The organism is Chlamydiota bacterium (assembly GCA_012729785.1).
Classification (GTDB): Bacteria; Auribacterota; Tritonobacteria; order UBA1439; family UBA1439; genus UBA1439.
The window spans coordinates 1-26,848 of sequence record JAAYCL010000011.1; the positions used below are offsets into that span (position 1 = coordinate 1).

At 66.2% G+C, this 26,848-nt stretch carries 28 protein-coding genes and 1 pseudogene; 13 read left to right on the forward strand and 16 right to left on the reverse strand.

Features of this window, described 5'->3' with window-relative positions; all coding sequences use genetic code 11:
* Positions 1-197: 197 nt before the first annotated feature.
* Positions 198-899 (reverse strand): SocA family protein, encoded by a 702-nt coding sequence (locus GXY35_02000; protein ID NLW93368.1) that lies wholly within the window; start codon positions 897-899, stop codon positions 198-200.
* 56 nt (positions 900-955) lie between these two features.
* Complete coding sequence (locus GXY35_02005; GenBank protein NLW93369.1) at positions 956-1,483, reverse strand: PAS domain S-box protein; 528 nt, start codon at positions 1,481-1,483, stop codon at positions 956-958.
* A gap of 440 nt (positions 1,484-1,923) precedes the next feature.
* Between GXY35_02005 and GXY35_02010 the strand changes: the two genes are divergently transcribed.
* From GXY35_02010 to GXY35_02020, 3 genes and pseudogenes are all read left to right on the forward strand, one after another.
* On the forward strand, positions 1,924-2,997 hold the full coding sequence (locus GXY35_02010) for a hypothetical protein (protein ID NLW93370.1): 1,074 nt from the start codon (positions 1,924-1,926) through the stop codon (positions 2,995-2,997).
* The gene (locus tag GXY35_02015; protein NLW93371.1) at positions 2,994-3,866 is read left to right on the forward strand and encodes a hypothetical protein; all 873 of its coding nucleotides are present in this window, start codon (positions 2,994-2,996) and stop codon (positions 3,864-3,866) included. The genes GXY35_02010 and GXY35_02015 overlap by 4 nt, the downstream gene beginning before the upstream one ends.
* 355 nt (positions 3,867-4,221) lie before the next feature.
* Positions 4,222-4,616, forward strand: a pseudogene (locus tag GXY35_02020) (hypothetical protein).
* Positions 4,617-4,710: 94 nt separating this feature from the next.
* Here the strand turns inward: GXY35_02020 and GXY35_02025 are convergent.
* Positions 4,711-5,637, reverse strand: coding sequence for a CPBP family intramembrane metalloprotease (locus GXY35_02025; GenBank protein NLW93372.1), 927 nt, complete (start codon positions 5,635-5,637; stop codon positions 4,711-4,713).
* A gap of 296 nt (positions 5,638-5,933) precedes the next feature.
* Between GXY35_02025 and msrB the strand changes: the two genes are divergently transcribed.
* Complete coding sequence (msrB, locus tag GXY35_02030; protein ID NLW93373.1) at positions 5,934-7,019, forward strand: peptide-methionine (R)-S-oxide reductase MsrB; 1,086 nt, start codon at positions 5,934-5,936, stop codon at positions 7,017-7,019.
* A 213-nt stretch (positions 7,020-7,232) separates the two neighbouring features.
* On the opposite strand, the gene GXY35_02035 is transcribed toward msrB, so the two are convergent.
* The gene (locus tag GXY35_02035; protein ID NLW93374.1) at positions 7,233-8,180 is read right to left on the reverse strand and encodes a DUF523 and DUF1722 domain-containing protein; all 948 of its coding nucleotides are present in this window, start codon (positions 8,178-8,180) and stop codon (positions 7,233-7,235) included.
* Between the two features lie 597 nt (positions 8,181-8,777).
* Between GXY35_02035 and GXY35_02040 the strand changes: the two genes are divergently transcribed.
* The gene (locus tag GXY35_02040; protein NLW93375.1) at positions 8,778-9,437 is read left to right on the forward strand and encodes a hypothetical protein; all 660 of its coding nucleotides are present in this window, start codon (positions 8,778-8,780) and stop codon (positions 9,435-9,437) included.
* Between the two features lie 57 nt (positions 9,438-9,494).
* Here GXY35_02040 and GXY35_02045 read toward each other — a convergent pair whose 3' ends face one another.
* The 3 genes from GXY35_02045 to GXY35_02055 form a co-directional block, all read right to left on the reverse strand.
* A complete protein-coding gene (locus GXY35_02045) occupies positions 9,495-10,526 on the reverse strand; it encodes an MBL fold metallo-hydrolase (protein NLW93376.1) in 1,032 nt (343 codons plus the stop codon).
* Positions 10,527-10,641: 115 nt separating this feature from the next.
* Positions 10,642-11,124, reverse strand: coding sequence for a DUF4157 domain-containing protein (locus GXY35_02050; protein NLW93377.1), 483 nt, complete (start codon positions 11,122-11,124; stop codon positions 10,642-10,644).
* Between the two features lie 44 nt (positions 11,125-11,168).
* Positions 11,169-12,038, reverse strand: coding sequence for a hypothetical protein (locus GXY35_02055; protein ID NLW93378.1), 870 nt, complete (start codon positions 12,036-12,038; stop codon positions 11,169-11,171).
* Between the two features lie 178 nt (positions 12,039-12,216).
* Here GXY35_02055 and GXY35_02060 point away from each other — a divergent pair, with 178 nt between their 5' ends.
* From GXY35_02060 to GXY35_02075, 4 genes are all read left to right on the forward strand, one after another.
* The gene (locus GXY35_02060; protein NLW93379.1) at positions 12,217-13,335 is read left to right on the forward strand and encodes a transporter substrate-binding domain-containing protein; all 1,119 of its coding nucleotides are present in this window, start codon (positions 12,217-12,219) and stop codon (positions 13,333-13,335) included.
* A 39-nt stretch (positions 13,336-13,374) separates the two neighbouring features.
* On the forward strand, positions 13,375-14,244 hold the full coding sequence (locus GXY35_02065) for a radical SAM protein (GenBank protein ID NLW93380.1): 870 nt from the start codon (positions 13,375-13,377) through the stop codon (positions 14,242-14,244).
* A gap of 70 nt (positions 14,245-14,314) precedes the next feature.
* Positions 14,315-15,196, forward strand: coding sequence for a 3'-5' exonuclease (locus GXY35_02070; GenBank protein ID NLW93381.1), 882 nt, complete (start codon positions 14,315-14,317; stop codon positions 15,194-15,196).
* Positions 15,197-15,677: 481 nt separating this feature from the next.
* On the forward strand, positions 15,678-16,106 hold the full coding sequence (locus GXY35_02075) for a hypothetical protein (protein ID NLW93382.1): 429 nt from the start codon (positions 15,678-15,680) through the stop codon (positions 16,104-16,106).
* A gap of 19 nt (positions 16,107-16,125) precedes the next feature.
* Here GXY35_02075 and GXY35_02080 read toward each other — a convergent pair whose 3' ends face one another.
* From GXY35_02080 to GXY35_02120, 9 genes are all read right to left on the reverse strand, one after another.
* Positions 16,126-16,305, reverse strand: coding sequence for a hypothetical protein (locus GXY35_02080; protein ID NLW93383.1), 180 nt, complete (start codon positions 16,303-16,305; stop codon positions 16,126-16,128).
* Between the two features lie 89 nt (positions 16,306-16,394).
* A complete protein-coding gene (locus GXY35_02085; GenBank protein NLW93384.1) occupies positions 16,395-16,823 on the reverse strand; it encodes a hypothetical protein in 429 nt (142 codons plus the stop codon).
* Between the two features lie 246 nt (positions 16,824-17,069).
* Positions 17,070-17,411 carry a hypothetical protein gene (locus tag GXY35_02090; protein ID NLW93385.1) on the reverse strand — a complete coding sequence of 114 codons (342 nt, stop codon included), beginning with the start codon at positions 17,409-17,411 and terminating at the stop codon, positions 17,070-17,072.
* Positions 17,396-18,157 (reverse strand): hypothetical protein, encoded by a 762-nt coding sequence (locus GXY35_02095; protein ID NLW93386.1) that lies wholly within the window; start codon positions 18,155-18,157, stop codon positions 17,396-17,398. Before GXY35_02095 ends, GXY35_02090 begins: the two co-directional genes overlap by 16 nt.
* Before the next feature lie 33 nt (positions 18,158-18,190).
* Positions 18,191-18,493, reverse strand: a complete 303-nt coding sequence (locus tag GXY35_02100) for a hypothetical protein (GenBank protein NLW93387.1) — start codon at positions 18,491-18,493, stop codon at positions 18,191-18,193.
* 38 nt (positions 18,494-18,531) lie between these two features.
* Positions 18,532-20,211, reverse strand: a complete 1,680-nt coding sequence (locus GXY35_02105) for an AarF/ABC1/UbiB kinase family protein (protein NLW93388.1) — start codon at positions 20,209-20,211, stop codon at positions 18,532-18,534.
* 36 nt (positions 20,212-20,247) lie between these two features.
* Positions 20,248-20,550: a hypothetical protein gene (locus tag GXY35_02110; protein NLW93389.1), complete on the reverse strand. Its 303-nt coding sequence runs from the start codon at positions 20,548-20,550 to the stop codon at positions 20,248-20,250.
* Positions 20,551-20,688: 138 nt separating this feature from the next.
* Positions 20,689-21,159, reverse strand: a complete 471-nt coding sequence (locus GXY35_02115) for a DoxX family membrane protein (GenBank protein ID NLW93390.1) — start codon at positions 21,157-21,159, stop codon at positions 20,689-20,691.
* On the reverse strand, positions 21,156-21,674 hold the full coding sequence (locus GXY35_02120; protein ID NLW93391.1) for a rhodanese-like domain-containing protein: 519 nt from the start codon (positions 21,672-21,674) through the stop codon (positions 21,156-21,158). Before GXY35_02120 ends, GXY35_02115 begins: the two co-directional genes overlap by 4 nt.
* 283 nt (positions 21,675-21,957) lie before the next feature.
* Here GXY35_02120 and GXY35_02125 point away from each other — a divergent pair, with 283 nt between their 5' ends.
* The 4 genes from GXY35_02125 to GXY35_02140 all read left to right on the forward strand — a co-directional run bounded on the left by GXY35_02125 (position 21,958) and on the right by GXY35_02140 (position 26,848).
* Positions 21,958-23,259, forward strand: coding sequence for a hypothetical protein (locus GXY35_02125; protein ID NLW93392.1), 1,302 nt, complete (start codon positions 21,958-21,960; stop codon positions 23,257-23,259).
* Positions 23,260-23,479: 220 nt separating this feature from the next.
* Complete coding sequence (locus tag GXY35_02130; protein NLW93393.1) at positions 23,480-23,824, forward strand: hypothetical protein; 345 nt, start codon at positions 23,480-23,482, stop codon at positions 23,822-23,824.
* 139 nt (positions 23,825-23,963) lie between these two features.
* Positions 23,964-25,739 (forward strand): DNA topoisomerase VI subunit B, encoded by a 1,776-nt coding sequence (locus GXY35_02135; protein ID NLW93394.1) that lies wholly within the window; start codon positions 23,964-23,966, stop codon positions 25,737-25,739.
* A complete protein-coding gene (locus GXY35_02140) occupies positions 25,736-26,848 on the forward strand; it encodes a DNA topoisomerase IV subunit A (GenBank protein NLW93395.1) in 1,113 nt (370 codons plus the stop codon). Before GXY35_02135 ends, GXY35_02140 begins: the two co-directional genes overlap by 4 nt.

Genomic DNA, 26,848 nt, shown 5'->3' on the forward strand with positions numbered 1-26,848 from the left:
ATCTATGTGAAGCACCTAACTTATCAGTATTCATCACGAATAGATTATGGCCGCCGATTTGTTTACATTCGTCATTTGGCGAACGCGCAATTGTCATTGATGCACTTCTAGTTACATCGTCAAATAATTTGCAGTCACTACAGCATTTCTCCCGACTTTTAACATACTCCGGGTTTTCTCTCAGAATTTTGGGAGGATTAGATTTTCCATCCATATTTCTTGGCCAGTTCTAGTCCCCTTGCATGATCCTCCGGAGAAGGCGGATCCTGCGATATGAAGATTAACTCATACGGTATTGAATCCCTACGAGGAGTAAGCTTGTATGCAGGGTACTTATGACTAATCTTGACCAAATCTCCAGCACTCTTATCCTTAAGTCGATCTATGATACTGTCTATGAAAGCAATCTCTTGTCCACTAAACTTACTTGGGTCTGAATCCCTTAATGGTATAACCCTGTTCTGTTCATGGTTAAAAAACTGACGTGTTATTACCCTTACAGTTTTGTCCCTTTTCTCCATCTCCATCATTATCGGGACCATCTGTCTCGGCGCGGGTCCCTCGTCTATGGCGAAGTAGTCCGCACCAGTTATAGGCTTACCGTACATACCGTAGTAAAGCATGTCACAGAAGAAAAGGATCTTGTTCAGCTTGGTAGCCTCAAAATACATATCATCTACCGATTTCTCGGCAATGTAGATGATAAGCTCTTTCAGCTTGTCGTTATCCTGCTTGAATCTCTTGGGAGCAATTTCTGTTCTCATTTTCTTGCCCTCCAACGAGTTGCGGCAAATCGTTGAGGTACTTGTCCCTTTTGCTACACTCCTCCTTTGAAAGTTTACGCACGTCGCTCTAATAATGTCAAGAGCCATTTTCAAAAAAGTTTCATTGTTTTTCATAATGCTACATTCTCCAATATAGGGTTAATCAAGTATAGGCGAAAGAAAAGCGAAAATCAAGAGTCCGCCTCACCTATGCGCAAAAGGTGAAGTGGGTTAGTCAAGTATATAATTCCGTTCACTAATTCCGCGGTTCTTTCCTTCACTCTCCGATCGAGTTCGTTGCACGAATCGCGAAGCAACTTCTCGGCGTGTTTGCGCTCCGATATGTCGCGCGCCATCGCTACCATATAGTCCCCCCCCGGCAGGCTTACAATGGAGGAGCTTACCTCGACGGGGAAGTCTGTGCCGTCTTTCCGCCTGATCAATCCCTCCCGAATGAAGACGCTCTTCCTTACCCTTCTTTCTCTCTCCTTCTCTTCGTCCCACGGACGTGTAATGGAGGGGTCGATATCGGCTACGGACAATGCACGGAACTCGTCACGTGTATAGCCTATTGCCATACAGGCAGCCTCATTTACATAGAGGTACTGGCCCGTATGCAGATCAATGATCGAAAGGAAATCGCTCGAACGGTCGATAAGCTCATGAAAGAGGATTAAATCCTCTTCCTGATGCCTTGTATTGTTGGAATCCCTTAGCATGCGTAACATCCTACGCGTCGGTCAGTAAAGCTGATCGCCTTGCTATGCCGCTGTAGTGTCATCCATGCACCTGGCTGCGATCCCCCTCACGTTCGCTCCCACCTGTGCAGACAGACGTTGCATCGAGTGATAGGCTTTGAAGACATATCGTCGGGATTCTAGCATAGAGACAACAATACAGGGCAATATAATTGTCAATGAATTAGAGGAGAGGATTCGCATCGCTTGTGGCCCACGGATAAGGCAGTTCTGATATTGTTTCGGTATATCCCCTGACAGCATGTGTGATTCCGGCTATCTTCCTACCTAATAGATCGTTGCGATATAGCGAGACATCCTCCGGCTTAGCCAACAAATAGACCTTGCATGTTTTCCCGATATTGGCTATTTTCTCATTTAAGAAATTACGGAGATCTGGGAATATGCCCACAATCCAAGAGATGATCAAGATGCTCCGGACAAGGAAGATCGTTCTGCCACCCTTGTCGTTCGATGTTCTGGAAGCACAGCCTTCCATGGGGGCCAATCGCCGCATAGACCTGATGATCAAGGCGTCGTGGCGGAGTTCCACGGCACGATTCGCTGTTGAATGCAGGAGTGTCTCGACCCCCAAGGTGTTTCAGGATGGACTCAATCTGCTGAAAACGAAACCCATGCCAACGGGTCGCCTCCCCATGCTTATCCTCCCCTATCTCAATGAAAGGCAATTGCAGACGCTGGAACAGGAGGGGATCAGCGGCATCGATCTGTGCGGCAACGGCGTCGTTGTCGCGCCTGGGATGTTCGCCGTATTCAGAAGCGGAGAGAAGAATCGCTTCCCCTCCTCGGCTCCGATCAAGAACATCTACCGAAAAAACAGCTCGATGGTCGGAAGGGTCTTCCTCTCGCGTCCGGTCTATGAAACCGTGCAGGACATACGCTCCGAGATCAACCGTCGGAACCTTCTGGTGAATTCGTGGAACACATCCCCGATGAGTCTGTCGACGGTATCGAAGGTGCTCAAGACATTGAAGGAGGATCTGATCGTCGAACGTGACGGCATCATCCGTCTGCTTCAGGCAGACGAGCTCCTGCGAAGTATCAGCGTCAATTACACCGCTCCCAAGATCACGGATAGGGTGAAGCTCAATGTGCCCGAGGGGACTGAGATGATCAGGGCTTTACTTGCGAGACAGTCGCAAGAGTTGCGCCTTCCCCTTGTTGCGACGGGCGTATCTTCGGTCGGGCGATATGCCACTATGCAGCGCGGCGACCTGTTGTCCGTCTATTGCCCATGCGTGGAGATGCTGCTCGAACGATCGCTTGGAAACAAGACCGATCGCTTTCCGAACATCGAACTCATTGAAACGGAAGATGAGATGGTGTATTTCGACGCACGTCCGGAGGGTGATTTCCGCTGGGCCTCTCCAGTTCAGGCATACGTGGAGCTGATGGCCGGCGACAAGCGAGACCAGGAAACAGCCGGACAGGTCAAATCGTTTATAGCGGCGGAGCTTCAACAGGCCAGGCCATGATCACGATGCCCGATCTTCAGACCGCATTGCTCGATCTGGTCCACGAGATACGGGACACGGATATCCGGCTCATCATCGGAGGCGGTTTCGGCATCCATCTCAAGTCCGAGCACGTGCGCCTGTCGGGCGCGCGGACGCTTCTTCGGGAATGGCCCACGCCGCGTTCCACCAATGATCTCGATCTGTTCCTACGCGCGGAACTTATCATCCAATCCTCAAGACTCAAGCCTCTGGCTGGTGCCATCGCGCGGTTGGGATATGAGGTCATCCCCGGAGCAGAGAAATACCAGTTTCTGAAACCCGGGCCAGAAGGCATCGAGGCCGGCAGCATCAAGATCGACATCCTCACGGGGCCGCAAAGTCGTTTCCTGGGCACAAAAGTGAAAACAGACTCCCGCCGCGCCCGACCCTCTCCATCGGTGGGCATTCATGCCCATCCCCTGGACGAGGTGCCGATGCTGGAGGACGCGCTGCTGTCGGTTGAGATCGCGGGAATATTGAGTTCCGGCAGGCCCTGGCGTGACCGGATCTTTCTCCCCCATCCCCTCGCCTTCCTGATGATGAAGCTGTTTGCATTCAGGGACCGGATCGACGATGCAGACAAGGAGTTCGGGCGCTACCATGCCCTGGACATCTACACCATCCTGGCGACCACGACGGAAACAGAGTGGGAACAGGCGCTCGGACTGCGTGATCGCTATGCGGGTGAACCATGTGTGGTGGAAGCGGGGCTGCTGGTATCGAGGTACTTTTCCGCTCTCGACCTCATGGGCATGATCCGCATGAGAGAAAGCCGCTATTGGCATCCCGGACTGCAGCTCGATGAATTCATGTCCGCCCTGCGCGAGATATTCTCTGCGGGTTCGTGAACAAAGCCGCCCCTCGCGTGGTTGCCCGTTGATTCCTTTCCTTGGTTCGCCGTGCTTCGGCAAACGCCTTGTGACCAAATTGTGACTAGATCATGGCCACAACATAGCCAAATGCGCCCAAGTTGCTACTCAACTAATGTCGCGCATCTGATTGGCGCGCAATATAATATGTTGTATGCCAGGTAGTTATAGAAGGGCCTCTTTAGGCTTTCAAGACCGGCGCTTTCGACCGCTCAGCCACCCCTCCGGATGCCCGGCATGATGATACTATGCCCCGGGCGGTGGGGGGAACAGCAATGCGCGGCGGCGGCAGCCGGCGTGTTTCCGGGATGACGGGATCCACTGCAACGCCGAGATGGGGCACCGGCAGATACGGCGGCACTGCGTTCCGGATGCGGAGGGACAGGAGCTCCCGAGGAAGGCGATCACGGAGCTGGGGCTCTCTCGGCGCGGGCCTACGACCGGGCGCTCAAGGTCTCCCGCTCCATCGCGGACCTTGAGGGCGCGGAGGCCATCGCCCCCGACCACGTCTCCGAGGCGATCCAGTACCGCGCCCTCGACCGCCAGCCTGGATCGCCAGATCCTCCGAGTCACGTCCCACCCACACACCCACCGGCTGCGGCGTGCAATCGTGATGCGCCGTCGAGCGGCTTGTCCACGTCGCAGGTTCTCTACCGTGGCTGCACTTGCGCCGGCGATTTGCGTATGACGGTTCGGTTAGAAGATGGGCGCCTACCCTTCATACGATGATGCCTGCATATTGGTTGGTCAGGGATGAGATTCCATGCGTCGACAGGTTGATGCTACCGGCGTCACATCCTTTGACCGGTATAGGGACATGCTCTCATGCCATGTTGTCGCTTTGTGCTCCAGGCATGTCTTGGGCGGATTCTGGCCCCATGCCGACCGGAGGCCTGCGAGATCTTCCCGTGAGCGAAGCAGGCCCATAGATCATCGTCACCGCAACAGCGATCAGCGCCAGCCACACGAACTGGTAATTCTTGATCTCTCCGGGCAGTCGCAGAAACTCGCCGGTGAAGTTCATCATGAAGTGCAGCAGGACCGCAGCGAGCGTGCTGCGGCGCGTGTTGTTGTAGACCCATGTCATGACCACGGAGCCCGCCAGGAGGCCCGGTCCCATGGCGACCCAGAACCCCGTTGACCACAGCGGGAATACGTCTGACATCAACGAGCCGCGCATGAAGAACATCGGCATGTGCCAGATCGCCCAAATGACCCCCAGTACGAGGCTGGAGGCCAGCGCACTCCACCTTCTCTGCAGCCGGTCCAGGGCGTATCCGCGCCACCCCATCTCCTCGGGCAGCGGTCCATAGAGCATCCTTGTGATCGCGAACGGCATGATCGTCAAGGGGTGCGTCACATATCCGACCGCCGTATCGAGCGGAGGGATTTCCCCCTTGATGATCCACGCCATCAGAACGGCCAGGGCGCTGTAGACGGGCGCCACCAGCATGATGGTCACGTACCATCCCGGCCGTATTCGCCTGATATTGATCAGCCGGTTCCAGTACTCCCGCTGTGCCTCCTTGTCGGATGCCAGGCAGGTGAGGAGGATCGCCGAGACCGCCGGCCCAAAGATTCCAACGATACACAGAACGACCCCCGGCCCCGCCGAGGTGTCCAGCCCCGACGCTGCAACCGGGATCCAGAACAGCCATGACCACCCGAGCGCCAGTGCGAAGTAGGGCCACGGGCTTGTCTTCCAGTCCGCTGCAATCCGTGTTCTCGGGCACATCGGCTCTCCGAGCATGCTCGAGCTCCACGACCGGCGCGTGCGTGCGCCCCGCCCCACCAACGGATGATCATAGCACGCCTGCGCCAACTCGTTGCGGTATATCGCGCCTCTCGGGCGATGGGGGGGGCGACGGCGAGCATCCACCCCCTCCTCTCCCTCCGTGTCCCGAACCGCCTCCGTGCTGGAACGCGCCCCCTGCCGCCGGACCGGATCCCGATGTGCAGGTTCCCCTTCCGTCGAAATCGATGGAGCGGCGCAGTCACCCCGCTGCAAATGGTGGTATGCTCTCTATGGAATGCAGCGCCGCCTGTATGTACCGACGGCATGGGGGAGACATGGTTGCGCCAATCTGCGCCCTCGCCGCGAGCGTCCTGTGTTGCGCTTCGGGAGCGGCGCATGGAGGGATTCCCGCGATGAAAAAGGCGACATTCGCCGGCGGATGTTTCTGGTGTATGGAGCACCCGTTCAGGGAACTGGAAGGGGTCGCGGAGGCGGTCTCCGGGTATACGGGCGGGACCGGTACGAACCCGACCTACGGGGATTACGCGTCGAAGGGGCACCTTGAGGCGGTACAGGTCGTCTACGATCCTTCCAAGGTCCGCTACGCCGACCTGCTCCGCCTTTTCTGGAGGCAGATCGATCCGACGGACGCGGGGGGACAGTTCGCCGACCGGGGTCCGCAGTACCGGAGCGCCATCTTCTACCACGACGACGAGCAGAAGAAGGAGGCGGAGGCGTCGAAACGCGCGCTGGGGAAGTCGGAAAAATTCTCCGCCCCGATCGCCACGGAGATCCTTCCGGCGGGACGGTTCTACCGGGCCGAGGAGTATCACCAGGAGTACCGCCAGAAGTGCCCCGTCCGCTACGCGGCCTACCGGCTCGGCTCCGGGCGGGACCGGTTCATCAAAAAGCACTGGGGCGACGACATTGAAACCGCCGCCTCGCCGACGCCGACGGCGGCACCGGTTCCCGGCGCAGCCCGCAAGGAAAGATTGACCCCGCTTCAGTACGAGGTCACGCAGCAGTGCGGGACGGAGCCCCCGTTCAAAAACGACTACTGGGACAACCGCCGCGAGGGGATCTACGTGGACGTGGTCTCCGGGGAGCCGCTGTTCAGCTCCCGCGACAAGTTCGACTCAGGCACCGGCTGGCCTAGCTTCACGAAGCCGATCGGGGAGGACACCGTCGTGCGGCGGGAGGACCGCGCCCTCGGGATGCGGCGGACGGAGGTGCGGAGCAGGGGCGCCGATTCCCACCTCGGGCACGTCTTCGACGACGGCCCCGCTCCCACAGGGCTCCGCTACTGCATCAACTCCGCCGCGCTCAAGTTCATCCCGAAGGAGGAGATGGAAAAGGCCGGTTACGGAAAGTACCTGGAGCTTCTGCGGCGGCGATAGGCGGCCGGTTGCGGGTCTGCTCGATCCGCAGCGGATACATCGTCATCCCCGGTTCGCCGCGTCCCGCGAACGTGCCGCTCCTTGCGCTTGGCGAACGAGCCGTCCGCGCTTCGCTGCTCTTTTCAGGCCCCCAAAATGCCTGCAAGGCCCTTTTCCAGGGGCGGATATTGCCTGTCCGTCTCCGCTGCAGCAGGATAACGTGGTCCGCCCCCGCTACACGTGATTGCGCAGCATCAGCTCGCGCGGGTGCGGGTGCAGATAGTGCTGCCGGGCGAGGTACGGCTCCCGGAACTTGCGCACGTAGTGTTGGAGGAGGGTCACGGGGACGACGAGCGGCACCAGCCCGTCGTGGTACTGCGTCACCACCTCGCCCAGCTCCTTCTTCTCGTCCGCGGAGAGCGCCTTCTTGAAGTAGCCCGCGATATGGTAGAGCACGTTCGTGTTCTGCCGTACCGTCGCCGGCCGTTTCAACGCCTCCAGCAGGCCGCGTAGATACTCTTCCTGGAGCGCCTTGCGGCCCATCCCCTTCCCCCGCGCCACGAGCGCGCCCAGCTCCGTGAGCGCCTTCGGCCCGTGCGCCATCAGGATAAGCTTGTGCCGCGTGTGGAACTCCACGAGCCCCTTCAGCGCGCCGCCGGCGTCGAGGTAGCCGTGCCAGCGGTGCAGCACGAAGACCCGTTCGATGAAGTTCTCCCGAAGGCCCGGGTCCTGGAGGCGCCCGTCGTCCTCGACGGGCAGGAGGGGGAAGTGCCGCATGAACTCCCTCGCCCAGATGCCGACGCCGTCCTTCCGGACGCCCGCGTCCCTGTAGACCTTCACGGCGCGCATCCCGGAGCTGGGGGAGTTGATCTTGAAGACGAAGCCGCAGAGGCGTTCCTGCGCGAGCGCCCTCAGCCGCGCGCCGGCCCATCGCACCATCCGATCGGTGTGGTCGACGCCGGTCTCGCGCGTCACGAGACGGGGCGACGCGGGGTCGCCGACCAGGCGCATCGCCTCGCGCGGCACCTGGAGGCCGCATTCCACCTCGGGGCAGACGGGCACCCACTCCACGAACCGCCCCAGCGTGCCGGAGAGGTAGCGGTCGAGCTGGTGCCCGCCGTCGTAGCGCACGTTGCGCCCCAGCAGGCAGGCGCTTATCCCGAGCCTGATCGTATCGCCCACGCGGCCCCCTTTCGCCGTTTCGGAATCGACCTACCATAGCGGGATTGCGCCGCAAAGTCGACGATTGAATTGCCGGCCGCGGGGCGCGCCGCGCGCGCGATCTTTCCGTCCGCGCCGGATGCGGGCGGGTCGACCGCCGCCCCCGCGGCGAGGCCCGGGTGGCCCTCCCTTCCGATCATCCGTGGCGCGGATCTGCGCTGCCCGGCGGACGGCTTGCGGCTTCACCGCGCCGGAACGGCGTATCGAGCGGCAATCCTGCCGGGCAACTATGAGCGGGAAAAAGAGCGAATTGACAAGCTCTCGGTTCGGCCCCCTAGGGGGCCAAGGGAAGATGCACTCTCCACGGAGTGAATCTCAAAACCGGACATTTTAACTTTGCTAGAAATAGGACATTTTAGCTTTGCTATTACACCGCTGAAAAATAGATTTGCATCACGTACGCACGCGTGGTACTTTGTTATCCCCCTTCCGGACACCTCGGTGTCCGCATGCGGCGTGGTCTGCGCCGCGCGTTCTGTTCCCGTCGGCTGTCGGCGTCATCCGGGCGTGACCGGTGTCCCTGTATCCGGCGGGAGCGCAACACGAAGGAGGTGGTGGATGCAGCGATTGCGCGTGGTTACGGCGGCGACCGCCGTCGCGGCGGCGCTCGCCGTCGCGGGCCTCGGCGAGGCGACGGCGGCGAGCTGGGTGAAGGTCTATTCGACGAACTGGAGCAACGGGGCGAACGGCTGGAGCGTCGGGCAGTCGTACCTGAAGGAGAAGAACGCCCCCTCGTGGGTGCGGCTCAATCACCCGCTCGCGCCGATGGCCCTGCTCTTCAACGGGCAGGACGGATGGGCCATCCGGTCGGGGGGGATCCCCCACCGGCCGATGAAGATCGTCACGCGGATCTACGTGATGGGGAGCAATCAGAACGCCCTCTCCGTCAACGTGCGCAACCGCGGCGGGGGCCTGATCTTCAAGTACGGTCTCGGCGGCAGCAACAGCGTGATCGCCAACTGCCAGGGATCCATCGACCGCCCCGTGACGCTTTCCGGTCTCAGCTACCGTCTCAAACACCCGTACGACCTCATCTCCTACTACGACGGAAGGGGGTATCACGTCGGGATACGTGACGTGCTGACGGGCCAGGAGCGCTGGAGCGGCAGGCGGAACAACACCAAGGGCGGCGGTCCGGCGGCCTGCCTCGACCTCGACCAGGAAAACGGGCGCGGGCCCGTGTACCTCGGCAAGGTGGAGGTGTGGCTGTACCTGTAAGCCGCCGCGGGGCAGCGCGGCACGGGGGGAGGGCGTCGACGCCCTCCCCCCTTTTTTTCACGGAACGAGAAGATCGCCCACGCAGGAGAACATCGGCCAGGACCCCGCGAACTCGTCCACCGGATACGGGCCGAACGAGAATTCCGCGCTCCCGGGGCCCTCGCTGGAGATGGTGTAGCGGAGGCCGTCGGTGGCGACCAGGATCTGCCCCCGCGCCACGGTGACGTTGTGGGCCGTCGCCCCGCAGCCGCGCTCCGTCAGGAATATCCTCCGCACCCCGACCTCCGGATGGTTGAGCCGGTTCAGCACCGCCCGCGTGGGATGCCCGTAGGGGTTGTCCGCCCCCACGGAGATCGTCGCGAACTCCGGCATGATCCTCTTGAGGAAATGGAGGTTGGAACTGGAGCGGCTCCCGTGGTGGTGGACCTTGTAGACGTCGATGCGGATGCCCAGGCCGGCGAGGGCGTCCCCGAGCGGGGTCTCGACGTCGGGGTGGTGCCCGGTCCCGGTGAGATCGCCGCCCGACAGGTAGTCGAAGCCGTGGTAGCTGACGTTCAACACGATGCTCCGCGCGTTGTTGTTTCCCTTCGGTCGCACGTACGCCCCGCCCGCGACGCGGGCCCCCGCCGCGTAGCAGGTCACCGTCGCGCCGCCGCAGTCGCAGAGGAGATCGCCGGCCCTGACGCGGCGCCAGCGTATCCCGCCCCATTGTCGCCCCGACCAGGCGTACCCGGTCGTCGAGGGACCCAGGTACCCCGCCTCGGCGAGCGCCCCGAAGCCGCCGATATGGTCCGGGTGGCCGTGGGACGCGACGGCGAAATCCAGCGCGCGGATGCCGAGGCGGTCGAGGAGGCCGATGACCGCCCCCGCGGCCTCCGCTTCCCCGGCGTCGATGAGCATCGTCTGCCCGTTCGGGAAGATCAGAAGCGTCGAGTCCCCCTGCCCCACGTCGATCAGGTAGACGCGGAGCCCTTGGGCGCCCGAGGCGGGGTCGGCGAAGGCAAGCGGCGCGGCGAGGACCAGGAGGCGGAGAACCCCCCTCGCCAGGGCCGCGGCGACGCGCGCGGTGGATCCGATCTGGGCGCCCATCGGGATGCGCCTCCGGGTTGGATGGAGGGGGAGAGGATACGCCGCCGCGCCGCGGATGTCACGAACTGAAAACAACCCGGGGCCCTGCGGGGGGAGGCGGAACACCGGCGCCGCGTCAATCTCCCGCGGTGTTCCCGAACGACTCCTCCACCCGTATCGCCTCCCGTTCCATCGGGCCGTTGGGGTACCCGTGCCTGAGGCACTCCGCGAGGTAGCTCCGGTAGAAGGGCCGCACCCCCCCGAGCGCCTCGGTCTGCGCGACGTGCTTCAGTTCGTGCGCGATGAGGGCGCGCTCCCCGCGGTGCGCGCGGTGGAGGTAGACGCCGTAGCCCAGCGTCAACGCCTCGGTCTCCGGCGGGATAAGACGGCTCCTGCCGAAGGCGGGGACGAACAGCGGATGCTCCGGGGAGGGCATCGCCGGCACCTCGAGCAGCCGCACCCGTTCGGGGCGCTTCACCCCGATGCGCCGCGCGTCCTCCGCCTCCGGGGGGTCGAGCGCGCGCCCCCGGCGTTGGATGCGTCGCTCCTCGCGCTCGGCCCAGGCGCAGTATGCCTCGAGGAGCGCGCCGAACTGCTCCGGCGTCAGCCCCGCGGTCATTTCCCCTCCCGCGCCCGGCGCGCCGGGGCGCGCATGCCTCGCGCTCAGATCGGGCCGTTCTTGAGCGGCAGCCCCCGGTCCTTCAGGTAAGACCCGTACGACTGCTTCCCCGCCTTCACGAACCTGAAGTAGGTCTCGATATCCCCTGCGGTGGGAGGGTCCTTGAGATCCTCGTGCAGGCGCCGGACGAAGTACCGCCCGTTCTCCGCGATGCGCCGCATCGTCTCCCCCTTGAAGAAATGCGCCGGCGCGCATTCGCAGAGCATCCGCACCTCGAAGACGAGGCGGTCGCCCGCGTCGCGGCCCGCGAAGAAGAAATCCCTGCTCGTGAGGTAGTCGCTGATGTACGAGGGGTGGTCGTGGTAGAAGGCCGTCTTCCCGTCGGCGCTCACGCCGATGCGCAGGCTCGTCTTGATCGTGTAGTCCGACGCCCCGAAGCCGCCGCGCGCCGTCACCTCGTAGGCGACCTCCTTGCCGCGGAGCGCCTCGGCGAGGTCGTAGCGGGAATCCGCCGCCTCCCTGAGAAAGTCGGGGGGATAGGTGAAACTCGACGCCCTGATCGACTGCGGGAACACATACTCGTACAGCCCGGCGTCGCAGGCGTACATCACCACCAGATCGAGGGCGTCCGGGCGGTATTTCTCCGGCCACCCGTTCGTCGAGACCGACCAGCGGGCGATCATCGAGACGAGCGGCCACTCCTGCGTGAAACTGAACTCCGGCTCCGCGCCGGGCCGCGGGAACGCGGCGCGGAGCACCTCGTCCGGGTAGCAGGTTCGTCGCCCCAGAAAGTCGAAACAGAGCGAACGGTGGTCCGGCCCCCACGTTGCGGCGAGGGGCGCCCCCGCCCCGGCGCGGGGACAGGCCGCCGCGACAACGAGGAACATCCCGACCGCGATCCCTCTTCCACGCATCGCCGCCCCTTTTTTTTCGCCTCGAACCGCCGCTATTGTGCCACAATCGGGTCCGCCCGGGGAGGATCCCGTACGGTCCGGGGATTTGCGGCCGCCGCGGGAAACGGGAAGCGAAAGGGCGCCCGGCGCGCCGCCCGATGGTGTATACTCTTCCCGGGAATCGAGGAACAGGCGGCGTATGAACAGGACGCACCTTCCCGCGGCGGCGCGCACCCTCCTGGCCGCCGCCCTCTTCTCCACGACGCTTCTCCCCAACGCGGTGTGCGCCTTCGGGGCCAGGAGGCCGCTCCGCGTCGCGACGAAGCCGATCGCGCCGTTCGTGCTCCTGGAGCACGGGCGCCTCACCGGGTTCAGCATAGACCTGTGGGACGCCATCGCGCATAAGCTCGGCCGCGCCTACACGCTCGTCGACACCGGCACCACCCCCGCGCTCATCGAGGCGGTGCGCGACGGCGACGCGGACCTCGGCATCGCCGGCGTCAGCATGACCTCCGAGCGCGCCAAGGTCGTCGATTTCAGCTGCCCCTACTTCATGTCCGGCCTCCAGATACTGGTTGAGCGCGGCGCGGTCACGCGCCACAGCGGCGTCGCGGGATACTTCCTCCTTCTCCTCACGGAGGCGGGCCATATCGCGCTCATCCTCCTGGCGTTCTTCTCGGTCGTCGCCGTCTTCGCGCATATCGTCTGGTTCTGCGAGCGGCACCACAACCCCGACTTCTCGCGCGGCTACCTCGCCGGCATCTACGACGCGCTCTGGTGGTCGGCGCAGACCTTCACGACGGTCGGCTACGGCGACAAGACCCCGCGCCGGCCGATCGGGCGGCTCTTCGGGATTCTCTGGATGCTCGTCGGCTGCATCCTCTTCTCCTACCTCACGGCGAGCATCACGACGCGCCTGACGCTGCGCGGCATCAACCTGGAAGGCGTCCGGGTGGCGGACCTCGTCCACTGGCGCGTGGCGACGGTGAAGGGGAGCACCGCGGCGCAGTACCTCGCCGCCGAGATGATCCACCCGGATGAGTTCGACAGCCCCGAAGAGGCCTGCGCGGCACTCAAGAGCGGCCAGGTGGAGGCGGTCGTCTACGACTACCCGTTCCTCGCGTACTATGCCGCCCGCGAGGGGAAGGGGAAGGTGATGCTGGCGGGCCCGGTCTTCCACAGCGAGGCGTACGCGCTCGTCCTTCCCAGCGGCAGTCCGCACCGCGAGTCGATCAACCGCGCGGTCCTCGAACTGCTCGAGGACGGCACCTGGGACAAGCTCTCCCAGAAGTGGCTGAGGCCGCAGATCCGCCGCTGACGCCCTCCCGCACCCCGCCGCCGCACCGGAGACGAGATCGTGCCCGTCATCGAACCCGCGATACGGCCCCCCGCGGAGGCCGGAAGCTTCCTGCTCCAGGTCACGACCGGCTGCTCGGCGCACGGCTGCACCTTCTGCGGCGCCTACGCGGGAAAACCGTTCCGATCCAAACCGGCGGGGGAGGTGGACGCCGACATCGCGGAGGAGCGGCGCGCCCGCCCCGGCACGCGGCGCGTCTTCTTGATGGACGGCGACGCGCTCGCCCTCTCCAACGCGCGCCTCGTCCCGGTCCTCGACCGGCTCCTCGAAGCGTTTCCGCTGCTCACCCGCGTGTCGAGCTACGCCTGCGGAGACCAGCTCGCCCAAAGGAGCGGCGAGGAGCTTTCCGCGCTCCGCGACCGGGAGCTCTCGCTCGTCTACCTGGGCCTGGAGAGCGGGAGCCGGGACATCCTCGAGCGCCGCCGCAAGCGCGCGACCGTCGAGGAGATGGTCGAGGGCGTGCGCAGGGCGGACGCCGCGGGGATACGGTCATCGGTCATCGTCCTCCTCGGCCTTGGCGGGAAGGAGCGCTCGGCGGAACACGTCCGCGAGACGGTACGCGCCCTCAACCGGATGCAGCCGCGTCATCTGTCGTTCCTCTCCCTCATGCTGATCCCCGGGACGCCGCTCTGGGAAGAGGCGCGGCGGGGCCGCTTTGTTGAACTCGACTCCGCCGGGCTCCTCCGCGAGGCGCGCGACATCCTCGCCGGACTCGACCTCCGCCGGACCGTCTTCCGCTCCGACCACGCCTCCAACCACCTCTTCCTCGAGGGGCGCCTCCCGGCCGACAGGGACAAACTGGTGCGCGCCCTCGACCTCGCCCGTGCGGGAGGGCTGCCCACGCGGCCCGATTCCTCTCGAGGGCTGTGACCGGGGCCTCGCCGCCCCCGCGCGCCTATTTCCCCTTTGTCCCCCGCCCGCCTGCCGCTACACTATACGCATGACACCCGCCCAGAGGCGGCCGCGACGCCCCCCCGGGCATCCGCCCGCGGAGGGGTACCCGCTCGACACCCCGATCGACCGGATCGAGTTCACGGTGCTCGACTCCGAGACCACCGGCATCAACCCGGAAGAGGGGCATCAGATCATCGAGATCGGGATGGCCCGCTACGGGGCCCGCGGCAAAATCTCCGAGACCTTCGAGGCCCTCGTCCGTCCCACGCGCCCGCTCTCCCCCGAGGCCCTCGCCGTGCACAAGATCCCACCGGAACAGATCGCGCGGGCGCGCCCGCTCGAGGAGCGCATCGACGAGGTCCTCGCCTTCATCGGCGGCTCGGTCATCGCGGCCCACAACGTAAAGTTCGACCTGACATTCCTCCACACCGCGCTCCGCGCGCTCGGGCGCCCGGTGCCCGGCAACCGGGCGATCGACACCATCGAGCTGAGCCGCCGGATGTGGCCGGAGATGAAGTGCCACTGCCTGATGTGCATGGCGCGCCGCCTCGACCTCCCCCACCAGGGGACGCACCGTGCGCTCGAGGACGTGTACGCCACGGCCGAGCTTCTCGACGCCGTCATCGTGCGCCTCCGCGAGGAGAAACCGCGGCCCGTTCTCCTCGACCTCTCGCCCGTGCGGGGCGATTTCACCTGGAGCAAGGGCGACGCACACGCGCGCCTCGAGGCGGCGCTCGCCTGCGCCATCCGCCGCGCATGGCCGGTCCACATCTTCCTCTACGACCGAAACGCCTGCCACTTCACGAAGAAGACCGTGGATCCGGTCAGGGTGGAGAACGGCAGCCTCTTCGCGCGCGTCGCCGGCGAGGAGGGCGAACGGGAGTTCCCCCTCATCAGCATCGCCAAGGCCCTCGCCGCGCCCGCCTAGACGCCGCGGCGGGCCGGTGCCGCTCCTATCCCCGCCCGGTCCCCTTCCGCCCTCTCCTCGCGCGTTCATCCCCCTGCGCGCGCCGGGTGGCACCCGGTCCGGATCCGTTCGCGCAGCGCCGCGAACCGAACCGCCTTCTTCGAAGCGCCACAACGCGCGCGGCCGCGGCAAGGGCGGTGCACGTTCTCCGCGGAAAGATCCAATCCCCCCCACCGCGTGGATCGTGGCGCCCCAGCCGGACCGCAGTCGGGCCCGCGCCGCGCGATATCCTCGTTTGTTGCGCGCCCCCCCATATCCTCCGGCCCCGCGCGGGGACCGGGCCTGCCGACCGGACCGCGGATGCATCCGTGTTCATCCTATTAGTCGCGAAAATCGGAAATTTATTACGGAAAATCTTCAAGAATTTCGTGCTAGCATGAATCCGCGCGCGGGGACGCTTTGCAGCGACCGGATGCGTGTGCGGGAAGGAGCGAGGGGGGCAATGACAAGCCTGCTGTGCGGCATCGCGGCGCTTTGCGCCGCGTCCGGCGCATGCGCGGCCGACACGGCGGGAGGGCGCGCCGCGCAGCAGCCGCGGGGCTCGTCCGAGCCCTACTGGAGTTCCTCGGATACAGCCCCCTGGTACGACTCGTACGGCCGGCTCCGGCGCGGCTACCAAGACGCGCCGATGCAACAGTACCCGCCGGGGAAGGAACCGTACTATCATTCCAGCGAAAAGTCTAACTGGTACGACTCGCAAGGAAGACTGCGGCACGGGCCGTCGGCGACCGACACCAAAACGTACAGCCCCGGGAGGGAGCCGTACTTCCACTACAGCGACAGCACCCCCTGGTACGACTCGTACGGAAACCTGAGGTACGGCCCTCGGGGGATCCCGGCGGACAGGCACCGGGGCGGGCGCAGCAGATAGCGCCGGGGCGAACAACCGGTCAGTCGAAGTAGCCCATCGCGGCGAGCATCGCGATGAAATCCGCCTCGCCGGGCGTCGCGCACGGCGAGCTGCGCGGCCGTGCGGGCCCGACGGGCGGAGAGGCGGGAATCGATACCCCGGCCTTTTCCGCACGCCTTCGGACCGGCGTCTCTTTTCCGCGGCGCTTCTTCGCGGGCATCCCCCCCTCCCTCCCGCAACGCCCTTTCCGCGGACGTTCGAGCGGCCGGCATCGGATCCGCCGTCAAGGGACCGACGGAACGGACCGCCCTACTCCACCACGGTGACGGTGTCGGTCACGATCTGCGAGCCGACCGGCGCGTACGAAACCGGCGGCGCGTAGCAGGGCGCCGGGTAGTACGCGGGCGGCGCGTAGTATGCAGGCGGCGCATAGTACGCCGGGGCATAGCAGCCGGGATAGTACGCCTCGTAGCCGCGGTTGATGGCGTACGCCGCGACGCCTGCGTTGATCGCCGCCCCCGCCACGTACGGCCATCCGCCGCCGCGCCAGTAGCCCCACCCGGGCCTCCATCCGCCCCATCCCCATCCTCTGTGGTGGTACCCCCAGCCGCCGTGCCGCGGCCCCCCGTGCCAGCCGCGATGCCATCCGTGGCCCCCGTGATGCGGGCCACGCGCAAAAGAGGTCCCCGCCGCGAGAAGCACCGCGGCACAGAAGATCAGCGCAATCGCCTTTTTCATCGCACCCCCCTTTCATCCGCATCTCTTAATAGAGCATACTTCATGCCGAATGGCAATTCGGCGAGAGGTGAGAATGCATCGCATTGCACCGCGTGCGGTTACGGCATGAATCCCGAGTAGGCCGCGTTGCGGGGCCACCTGCCCCATGCTCCGTTTCGAGACGGATACGGAGAAAACGGCGCAGCGGGGACACAGTCGCGGGACTCGTGCGAGGCCGGGCGGCGAACCGGTCTCTCGCGGCGCCGGTCACGGCCCGCAGGGCTGCGGCGTGATCAAGCCGTCCATGTACACGCGCGCGCCGAATTCGCCGCCGAGCCGGGGAGAGGTCCAGGTCCACTGCAGGTGCCAGTAACGGCCCCGGCGCCCGGGAGCTTCATCCACGCAGAGCCGCGCCCAGCTCAGGTGCTGGGCCGAAAGATCCACGCCTCCCGCGCGCGCCCACTCCTCGGCGAGCCGTATCGCCTCCCGGAGGGGAAGCGGCGGCACGGCGGGGGCATCGGTGGCGGCGGCGGCGCGCGCGAGGACCAGGGCGAGGAGAAGCGCCACGGCCCCCGACGAGCGTCCCGCCCCCCTCACCAGACCGTCCACGCGATCTCGTCCCCCTCGCCGCGGAATACGTCGAGTCGCCCGACGGGGGCCACCCAGTACGGGACGCCGCCGATCAACCGCTGCTCGACGGTGAACTCCACACGGACAGGATCGTACTTGTTCGAATGCTCCCGCAACTCTTTCGCCCGGGCCTCCGGGAGGATAAACGTCACCCTGCGCGCGGCGAGATCCGCGGAACTCCCGCCGACGTGCCGTTCCCCTTTGAGCGTCCCGGGCGGGAGCAGCTCGATCGCATAGACCCCCATCACCGGCCGTATCTCTCCGAGCTTGACCCGGTGGAAGACGATCCGCTGCCCGCGGAAACGCGCGGGATCCGCCTCGAGCGCCCTGAGCGTGACGGCGCCGGAGGGCGCCGCGGGAGAGGCGGCCGGCCGCGGATGGGACGGGGTGGGAGTGTCGGCGGCGGCTTCCGGGGGGGCGGTGCGCCGCGGGGCGGCAATGTTCACGGCCGGCCCGAACCCGGCGAGCTCCTCCCGCGACAGGCCGGGACAGCCGGCCGCGTCGCCGTGGTACTCGATCTCGTCCCGGACGATCTCGAACTCGACCCCGTACGACTCGACCAGGACCGCGCGCTCGTCCTCCCGGACGATCCGGCAGGGCATGATCGATCCGTTCTTGAATTTCACGACGGAGCCGGCGGGAGCGGGGCGGTCCTGGGCGGCGGCCGATGCGGCCCAGGCGAACAGCAGGGCTGCGGCGATCGAAACGGTTGCGGCATTCATCATCTCTCTCCCCCCCTCCGTCTTGCGCGCCCCGCGCTAGAACCAGCTGCGGCGCTCCACGGGCCTCCCGTACTGGTCGGATCCGACCCCGGGGCCGTAGGCGTCCGGCTTCACGCGCAGCGTCGGATCCGGCAGACTGGGAGCGCCCGCGGGGGAATGTTTCGGCGCCCAGAAGAAGGGGCGCCCGGTCGCATCGGAGTCCAGGCCCGGGCCGTAGGCGTTCCTCCTCGCGGGCGGAAGCATCCCGTCGCTCGACACCCCGAACTCGTACCGGTCCCCATCCCCCGCGCGCGCGGCGGGGGCCGCCGCCAGCAACGCCAGCGCCAGGCACCATCTCATGTCCCCCTCCCGGCGGAGACCCCGCCCTCGGCGCCGTTTCACAGCTTCCCCGAACGCATGATGCCGAATATGAGCCGCAGGCCGAGCAGCCCCGTCAGGACGAACCCCGCGAGGCCGAGGAGCGGCAGCCCGAACAGGTGCGGGCCCCGATCGCTCAGGATCACGACCGAGGATCCGACGATGAGCGCCGCCACCACCAGGCCGAACGCGATCCTGTTGCTCGACCGGTCCATCTCCATGATGAAGGTGTCGAGGCCGCGGTGCTCGAACTCGAGCTTGAGCTTGCCCCGCGTGGCCTTGCGGACTATGAGCTGGAGATCCCCCGGGAGCTCCCGCAGGAGGTGGAGGAGGTCGCCCGCCATATACTCGACCCGCTCCTTCACGCGCCCGGGGCTGAAACGCGAGAGCGCGTACCGGCGCGCGTAGTCGCGGGCGGCGGCGACCATGTCGAACTCCGGATCGAGCCGCCGTCCCACGTTCTCCATCGCGACAACCGCCTTCCCCAACAAAACGCAATCCGGCGGCACGCGGATCCGGTAGCGGCCCGCGATGTAGATCGTTTCGTTCAACACCTGCCCGAGGTTGATATCCTTCAGGGGACGGCCCGCGTAGCTCTCGATCATGTAGGCGAGATCGGACCTGAACGCGTCCTCGTCGATCTCCTCGTCGAGCAGGCGGAGGCGCAGGAGGTGGCGCGCCGCCCGGGAGGCGTCCCACTCCGACACCGCCAGCACCACCTGCGCGAGCTCCTCCAGGAGATCCCCGTCCAGCCGCCCCGCCATCCCGAAGTCCACGAGCGCGAGCCGGCCGTCGGGGAGGACCGAGAAGTTTCCCGGGTGCGGGTCGGCGTGGAAGAACCGGTCCTCGAAGACCTGCTTGAGGAACGCCCGCGCGCCCTTCAGGGCGATCTCCTTATGGTCGATGCCGAGGGCGTCGAGACGCGCCGAGTCGTCCACCCGCACGCCCTCGACATCCTCCATGACGAGGACGCGCGGGGTCGTGAGGCGCCAATGCACCTCGGGGACGACGATATCCGGCTCCCCGGCGAAGTTGTGGCGGAACCGCGCGGCGTTCCTCCCCTCCGTGACGAAGTCGAGCTCCCGGCCGATCGTCTTGCGGAAGAACCTCACGAGATCCACCGGCGCGAAGGCGCGGCTCTCGGGCAGGTAGCGCTCGAGACCGTGGGCGAGCAGCTGGAGGATATTCAGGTCGACGGCCACCTGGCGCTGGATCCCCGGCCGCTGCACCTTGACCACCACCCGCTCCCCGGAAAGAAGGGTCGCCCGGTGGACCTGTGCGATCGAGGCGGCGGCCATCGGCGCGGACTCGAACTCCCCGAACAGCTCCTCCGGCGGTCGGTGGAGCTCGGCGATGACGGTCTCGCGGACCTCGGCGAACGGAAAGGCGGGCGCGTGGTCCTGGAGGCGCGTCAGCTCCGCGACGACCTCGGGGGGGACGAGATCCGAGCGGTTGCTCAAAAGCTGGCCGAACTTGATGAAGGTGGGCCCGAGCTCCTCGAAGGAGAGGCGGAGGCGCGCGCCGAAGGTGAGCGGGCGGTCCTCCTCGTCGCGTCCGAGCGCGCGGTTCAGGAATGGGACGTGCTCCCCGAGCCGGAGCGCGTAGACCACGTGGCCGAAGCCGTGCCGGAAGAGGACCGCCATCACCTGCCGCAGGCGGACCAGCTCGCCGCGACGCCTGATGAGGGCATAGTATCGCACAACCGCCTCCCGGGCCTCGAAATCCCCTGCGGGGGGCTATCGTTTCGCCCTGGATTTCCTCTCAAGGGCGCGCAGGCGTTTCTCGAGTTCCTCCAGCCGGTCGGTGGTCGCCAGGTGCATCTTGTCGAGCATCGCCGCGACGGCGCGCTCGATTCCTTCCTCGAGCTCGCCGCGGCGCTCCCTGGCGGTGCGCCTGAACGACTGCATGACCTTCTCCGCCTCGGCGCGGCTCATCTCGCCGCGCTTCTCGAGATCGGCGACGGCGCGGGCGAGCGTCTCCCGGGTAAACTCCGCCGCGCCCATCCCGATGAGCAGCGCCTTCCTGCACAGATCCTTCATCGCCGGCCTCCTTTCCTCCCGAGCACCAGCATACCCCGTTTTGACGCGCCCGGCAATCGCGGAGTGCGCGGAGTGCGCGGGCGAAACCGACCGGCGGCGGCCCGCGCGAGGCGGCGGCGGATCGCGGGCGGGGACGGGTCAGGCGTCCCGGCCGAGAAGCCGATCCGCGGAGCAAGGGCATTCGGGCGAAAGGAGGACCCAGCAGGAGAGCGCCAGGAAGACGACGTCGCGGACGAGCAGATCCAGCGCCGCGCCCGGCCCGGTGCGGGCGAAGGAGAAGCAGCCGCAATCGAAGTCGAGGCCGCGCGCGAGGTTGAAGGCGAGCGCGCAGATGAACACGAGCAGGCTCAAAGAGACGGCGAGCGCCGCGCCGCGGCGCAGCAGCCCCGCCAGGAGGAGCGCCCCCGCGGCGAGCTCCACACCGGGCAGGACGATCGCTGTGAGGTTGATCGCCCAGGGGGGGAGGATCTTGTAGCCGTAGACGATCCGGCTGAACGAGACCGGATCCGCGAGCTTGTGGAGGCTCGCATAGACGAAGAGGCCGCCGAGGAACAGCCGGGCGAGGAGCAGTCCCGCCGCCCGCACCCAACGCGCCGCGCGCGGACTCATGGGGCCCCCTCCGCGGCCGTCGCCCTGCCCGCCGCGCGCCACTCCCTGAGGCCGCCCGCGAAGACGCGCACGGCGTCGACCCCCGCCTCGCGCAGCCGGCGGGCGACGAGGTGCGCCTCGTCGCAGTCGATCCCCGCGCAGTAGACCACCGTCGATTCGGCCTCCCCGCAGAGCAGGAGGGCCTCCTCGATCCTCTCGTCCGCCTCGTCCTCCGGGAAGGAGGCCGCGCCGGGGATATGCCCCGCGGCGTACTCCTCCGCGGGGCGGGCGTCGAGGAAGAGGGCGCCCTCGTCGAGGAGGCGCGCCGCCTCGGCCAACCCGATCTCCACGTTGCCGTAGGTCGGCGCGTGCACGCCGCCGGCGGAGCGGACGCCGTACGGCTTCGTCCAGTCCCCCAGGAGCGGGATGCCGCGGGGGGAGACGGCGTTGCTCAGGAGCCCCGCGAGCGCACCCGCGGCCAAAACCAGCGCGAGTTCCCGCGCGGCGCGCGGGGGATCGTGGTGTCGGGCTCTCATAGTCTCTGCGGCCATCATAGCGGAGTCGCCGCCGCCGAAACAAGCATTTCCGCGGATTTTCGCGCCGCCTTTCCCGGCCGGCGCGCGCCGTCGGATTTGCACCGCCGCGCCGACGCCGGTTCCGCGCCGTTCGCCGCCTCCGGGAACGATCCCCGCGCCGGCCCGCCGCCTCGCCGATGTCGCCGTCCTCCGCGACGGGGCGCAGGCGGCCCCCAAGCGGGGGGAGGGAGGTTTTTTCTGTTTCCGCCCGGGCGCCCGGTGTATACTGATGCGCCGCGAAACAATGAACGCATCCGCCCGCATCGCCGTCTCGGCGCTCGTCGCCGCCTGTCTGCTTCCCGCGTTCGCGGGGGCGCAGGTGGACATCACCATCACCAAGCAGTACGCCCGCAAGACCGTGATCGCCGTCCCCTCCTTCGCGCGCCAGGAGGGCGGCGACGAGAAGCTGTCCCGTTCGCTCGCCGAGATGCTCAAGTCCGATCTCGACGCCTCCGGGTATTTCGACACGGTGAAGAAGCAGCAGTTCGCGGACGAGACCGACCGGGAGGACCGCCAAAGGGGGAGGATCGACCTCCAGGAGTGGACGCGCCTCCGCGCGGAGATGGTCGTCAAGACCGAGGTCGCCGTCCGCGGCGCCGCCCTCTCCCTCACCTCCCGGCTCTACGCCGTCCGGGACGGAAAGAACCTCTTCTCGCAGGCGTACCGCGGGGAGCTGTCGGCCTCCGCGCAGCTCATCCACCGGCTCGCCAACGACATCATCAAGGCGGTCACCGGCGAGACGGGCCTCTGCGGGACGCAGATCGCCTTCGTCTCCGACGCCAGCGGCATGAAGCAGATCTGCCTGATGGAGTACGGGAGCGCCGCCTACCGCCAGGTCACGAGCGGCAAGAACATCTCGCTCTTCCCGTCGTGGACCCCCGACGCCGGAAGCCTCGTCTTCACCTCGTACGTCCGCGGCTTCCCCGAGCTGTTCCTGATGGACCTCGGATCGAGGAACGCGCGGGCGATCGCCTCGTTCCCGGGCCTCAACGCCTTCGGCGACGTGTCGCCGGACGGTCGCGAGATGCTGCTCACGCTCTCCAGGTCCGGGAACCCCGAGCTCTACCGGATGGAGCTGGCCTCGGGAACGGTGACGCGCCTGACCCGCACGGCGTGGATAGAGTCGTCGCCCTGCTGGTCTCCGGACGGCCGGCAGATCGCCTTCGTCTCCGACCAGACCGGCTCGCCGCAGATCTACCTGATGGACGCCCGGGGAAAGACGCCGCCGAAGCGCCTGACATTCAAAGGCTCCTACAACACCGAGCCCGACTGGTCGCCGGACGGCGAATCGATCGTCTACAGTTCCCGGCAGGGCGGCTTCGGCATCTGGCTGGTCAACCTGAAGACGCGCGAGGAGATCCCCCTGCCCCGCTCGGGCTCCAGCGACGAGGCGCCCTCCTGGGCCCCCGACAGCCGGCACATCGTCTACTGCGTCCAGCGCGGCAGGAAGCGCGATCTGTTCATAATGGACGTCTACGACCGCGCGCCGACGCAGATCACCCGCGGTCCCGGCAACTTCTCCTCCCCCGCCTGGGCCCCCCGCTGACGCAGACGTCGTGCCCGACCCGCGCGCCTCGGACAGGGGGCGCCATCCTGCTCCCCCCGGCGCCGCGTTCCGCTCCGTTTCGTCACCGGGCGAATCTCCACGCGCCATCCTCCGCTGAAATATGCCGGCTGCAGGCGGGGATGGCGCGGGCCGACCTGTCGTATAACTCCATGAACAGCCGCGGTGCGGCGACGGCCGGGCCAACAGGGAGGAGGGTGCGATGAAAAAGGCGATCGTGGCGCTGATGATCCTCGCGGTGGCGGCGAGCCCCGCCCTCGCGAAAAAGCACGGAAAACCGCGGCACTCGCGAAAATCGAACGCGGCCCTCTGTTTCCCCTACGGCGACACCGCGGTGGCGGCGGCCACGGCCTTCAGCATCATCTTCGACAGCATCAAGGGCGTCGACAGGTACTACCCGGTGCCCGTGGCGCAACCGGTCTACGTGCCGCAACCGGTGCCAGTCTCGGTCTGCCCGCCACAGCCGGTCTACTACCAGGCGTACCAGCCGGTCGCCTGCAACCTCCCCGCGGCGTACGCGCCCGTTCCGTACTATCCGGTCCGCTGACCGGAAGCCGCGGAGGGGTTCGGGGGAAACGCAGCGGATCCGGCGGGACGCCTCGTCCGGCGCCCCGCCCGGTCCGATCGGCGGCTTCTCCCGAACCGGTTCCCGATCCTCCTTGAGGCGACGGCATCAGTATGCTACTATGCCGAATCGTCGCAATTGGATCGGGGAACACGACACAATGTCGGCGAAGAAAGCCGCGAAAAAACCGGCCGCGAAAGCAGCCGCGGGCGGGGAAAACCCCCGGGGGACGCGCGCCGCCCAGGCGCGGGGCCGGCGCGGGGTAAAGACCCCGCACGAGCTCCGTGAGAACGGCATCGCCCTCCACCAGGAGGAGATCGCCTACCAGATGGCGCTCCGGCAGCGCGAGATCTCCGTCTCCGAGTTCTTCACGAAGAACCGGCACCTGCTCGGTTTCGACAATCCGAAGAAGGCGCTCCTCACCACGGTCAAGGAGGCGGTGGACAACAGCCTCGACGCGTGCGAGGAGGCCAAGATACTCCCCGAACTCACGGTGGAGGTGCGCCAGACCGGCGAGGACCGGTACCGCGTCGCGGTCGAGGACAACGGCCCCGGGATCGTCAGGAGCCAGGTGCCGCGGATATTCGGCAAGCTCCTCTACGGCTCCAAGTTCCACGCCCTCAAGCAGGCCAGGGGCCAGCAGGGGATCGGCATCTCCGCCGCGGGGATGTACGGCCAGCTCACGACCGGCCAGTCGATTCGGATCATCTCCCGCATCGGCCCGCGGAAGCCCGCCCACTATTTCGAGATCCGCATCGACACGGTGAAGAACGCCCCCGAGATCGTCCGGGACGAACCGGCGGAGTGGGCCCCCCCGCACGGCACGCGGGTCGAGATCGACCTCGAGGCCCGATACCAGCGGGGGCGGCAGTCCGTGGAGCAGTACCTCGAGCAGGTCTCACTCGCCAACCCGCACGTCCGCATCGTCTACCAGGGGCCCGAAGGGGAGAAGGCCGTGCTCGCCCGCGCGGCCACGCAGCTCCCGCGCGAACCCAAGCAGATCCGGCCGCACCCGTACGGGGTGGAGCTCGGGGTGCTGATGCAGATGCTCAAGACGACGAAGGCCAGGCGCCTCCGCTCGTTCCTCATGCAGGACTTCTCCCGGGTCGGCGGGAAGGTCGCGCGGGAGATATGCGCGAAGGCCGGCCTCAACGAGACGGCATGGCCCTCCCGCATCGCGCGCGAGGAGTCCGACAAGCTCTACGCCGCACTCAACGCCACGAAGATAATGAGCCCCCCCACCGACTGCCTCTCCCCGATCGGGGAGGAGCTCATCCTGGCCGCCCTGAAGAAGGGGATCGCGGCGCACTTCTACACCGCCACCACCCGCCCCCCCGGCGTCTACCGCGGCAACCCGTTCCAGATCGAGGTCGGGCTCGCCTGGGGCGGCGCCGCGACCGCGGAGGACGACGAGGAGGGCGGGGACGCGGGGGGGCAGGAACAGCTCGCCAGCCTCGTCCGCTTCGCCAACCGCGTGCCGCTCCTCTACCAGCAGTCGGCCTGCGCCATCACGCGCGCGGTGATCGGGACCAACTGGCGCGCCTACGGCCTCGCGCAGGGACGCGGCGCCCTCCCCTCGGGGCCGCTCACCCTGATGGTGCACATGGTGTCGGTCTGGGTCCCGTTCACCTCCGAGAGCAAGGAGGCGATCGCCCACTATCCGGAGGTCATGAAGGAGATACGTCTCGGCCTCCAGGAGGTGGGGAGGAAGCTCAAGGGGTTCCTCGGCCGGCGCGCCCGGATCGCCGACGCCGAGAAGAAGAAGGCGTATATCGAGAAGTACCTGCCGCACATCGGCATCGCGCTCCGGGAGATCCTGAAGCTCGACAAGGCGGAGGAGGCGAAGGTCGTGCGGATCCTGACGGAGATACTCGAGAAGTCGAGGTCGATCGAATGAGCCGCCGGGGAGGAAAGACGGTGAACAAGACATCCGCCAGGATCGCGCAGGCGGCCCGCGACATCTACCGGACGGTCCTGAAGAAGAAGAAACCGTCCCTCAACCTCCCGATCCGCTCGCTCGACAACGTCCGCTACAACCCGAAAACCGGCTACTTCGAGATCGGGCGGCGCAAAAAGCAGCGGACGCTCACCGTCGGGACCGCCAAGACGTTCGCCCAGTCGCTGAAGATGATGTCCCTCTCCAACGAGCTGCTCCGGAAGGACGATATCGCCACGAAGCGGGAGGCGTACTACGTCTCGAAGAACTGGGGCGACGCGCGGTTCGACGAGCAGCCCGAGTCGGACGCGGTGATGGACGATATCGAGGCGTTCTTCGAGGTCAACCGCGAGCAGCTCGGTTTCATCCCCGAGGAGAAGGGCGGCGAGGTGGCGGGCCGCCTCGTCGTGGTGGACCGCGACGCGGAGACCGGGAAGCGGCTGAAGATCGACTGCACCCGCTTCGGCTCCGGCGCCTACTCGATCCCGATCTCCGTCGAGGAGCTCGAGTTCCAGACCGGCGCCCGCTTCATCCTCGCGATCGAGACCGCCGGGATGTTCCAGCGCCTCGTGAAGCACAACTTCTGGAAGAAGGCGGACTGCATCCTCGTCTCGATGGGCGGGGTCCCCACGCGCGCCTGCCGCCGGTTCATCCGCCGCCTCGCGGACGAGAGGCGCATCCCGGTCTATGCGTTCGTGGACGGCGACCCGTACGGGATCACGAACATCTACCGCACGCTCAAGGTGGGGTCCGGGAACGCCGCCCACATCAACCGCTTCTTCTGCGTCCCGCAGGCGCGCTACCTGGGCGTCACCCCGCAGGACATCGTCGACTACAAGCTCCAGGACGCCACCCATCCGCTCAAGGAGGTGGACGTCAAGCGCGCCAGGGACGCCCTCGCGAACGACCCGTTCATACGGCACGAGAAGGCGTGGCAGGAGGCGCTCGAGCAGATGATCCGGATGGGGGTGAGGGTCGAGCAGCAGGCGTTCGCCAAGCACAACCTCAACTACGTCCTCGACGTCTACCTGCCGAAGAAGCTGAAGAATCCCGAGCGGTTCCTGCCCTGA

Bases quoted from the DNA above. Each gene is read 5' to 3' on its own strand.
- GXY35_02000 (NLW93368.1), bottom strand. From the start codon at position 899: ATGAAAAACAATGAAACTTTTTTGAAAATGGCTCTTGACATTATTAGA.
- GXY35_02005 (NLW93369.1), bottom strand. From the start codon at position 1,483: ATGCTAAGGGATTCCAACAATACAAGGCATCAGGAAGAGGATTTAATC.
- GXY35_02010 (NLW93370.1), top strand. From the start codon at position 1,924: ATGATCAAGATGCTCCGGACAAGGAAGATCGTTCTGCCACCCTTGTCG.
- GXY35_02015 (NLW93371.1), top strand. From the start codon at position 2,994: ATGATCACGATGCCCGATCTTCAGACCGCATTGCTCGATCTGGTCCAC.
- GXY35_02025 (NLW93372.1), bottom strand. From the start codon at position 5,637: ATGCTCGGAGAGCCGATGTGCCCGAGAACACGGATTGCAGCGGACTGG.
- msrB (NLW93373.1), top strand. From the start codon at position 5,934: ATGTACCGACGGCATGGGGGAGACATGGTTGCGCCAATCTGCGCCCTC.
- GXY35_02040 (NLW93375.1), top strand. From the start codon at position 8,778: ATGCAGCGATTGCGCGTGGTTACGGCGGCGACCGCCGTCGCGGCGGCG.
- GXY35_02045 (NLW93376.1), bottom strand. From the start codon at position 10,526: ATGGGCGCCCAGATCGGATCCACCGCGCGCGTCGCCGCGGCCCTGGCG.
- GXY35_02050 (NLW93377.1), bottom strand. From the start codon at position 11,124: ATGACCGCGGGGCTGACGCCGGAGCAGTTCGGCGCGCTCCTCGAGGCA.
- GXY35_02055 (NLW93378.1), bottom strand. From the start codon at position 12,038: ATGCGTGGAAGAGGGATCGCGGTCGGGATGTTCCTCGTTGTCGCGGCG.
- GXY35_02060 (NLW93379.1), top strand. From the start codon at position 12,217: ATGAACAGGACGCACCTTCCCGCGGCGGCGCGCACCCTCCTGGCCGCC.
- GXY35_02070 (NLW93381.1), top strand. From the start codon at position 14,315: ATGACACCCGCCCAGAGGCGGCCGCGACGCCCCCCCGGGCATCCGCCC.
- GXY35_02075 (NLW93382.1), top strand. From the start codon at position 15,678: ATGACAAGCCTGCTGTGCGGCATCGCGGCGCTTTGCGCCGCGTCCGGC.
- GXY35_02080 (NLW93383.1), bottom strand. From the start codon at position 16,305: ATGCCCGCGAAGAAGCGCCGCGGAAAAGAGACGCCGGTCCGAAGGCGT.
- GXY35_02085 (NLW93384.1), bottom strand. From the start codon at position 16,823: ATGAAAAAGGCGATTGCGCTGATCTTCTGTGCCGCGGTGCTTCTCGCG.
- GXY35_02095 (NLW93386.1), bottom strand. From the start codon at position 18,157: ATGATGAATGCCGCAACCGTTTCGATCGCCGCAGCCCTGCTGTTCGCC.
- GXY35_02100 (NLW93387.1), bottom strand. From the start codon at position 18,493: ATGAGATGGTGCCTGGCGCTGGCGTTGCTGGCGGCGGCCCCCGCCGCG.
- GXY35_02110 (NLW93389.1), bottom strand. From the start codon at position 20,550: ATGAAGGATCTGTGCAGGAAGGCGCTGCTCATCGGGATGGGCGCGGCG.
- GXY35_02115 (NLW93390.1), bottom strand. From the start codon at position 21,159: ATGAGTCCGCGCGCGGCGCGTTGGGTGCGGGCGGCGGGACTGCTCCTC.
- GXY35_02120 (NLW93391.1), bottom strand. From the start codon at position 21,674: ATGAGAGCCCGACACCACGATCCCCCGCGCGCCGCGCGGGAACTCGCG.
- GXY35_02125 (NLW93392.1), top strand. From the start codon at position 21,958: ATGAACGCATCCGCCCGCATCGCCGTCTCGGCGCTCGTCGCCGCCTGT.
- GXY35_02130 (NLW93393.1), top strand. From the start codon at position 23,480: ATGAAAAAGGCGATCGTGGCGCTGATGATCCTCGCGGTGGCGGCGAGC.
- GXY35_02135 (NLW93394.1), top strand. From the start codon at position 23,964: ATGCCGAATCGTCGCAATTGGATCGGGGAACACGACACAATGTCGGCG.
- GXY35_02140 (NLW93395.1), top strand. From the start codon at position 25,736: ATGAGCCGCCGGGGAGGAAAGACGGTGAACAAGACATCCGCCAGGATC.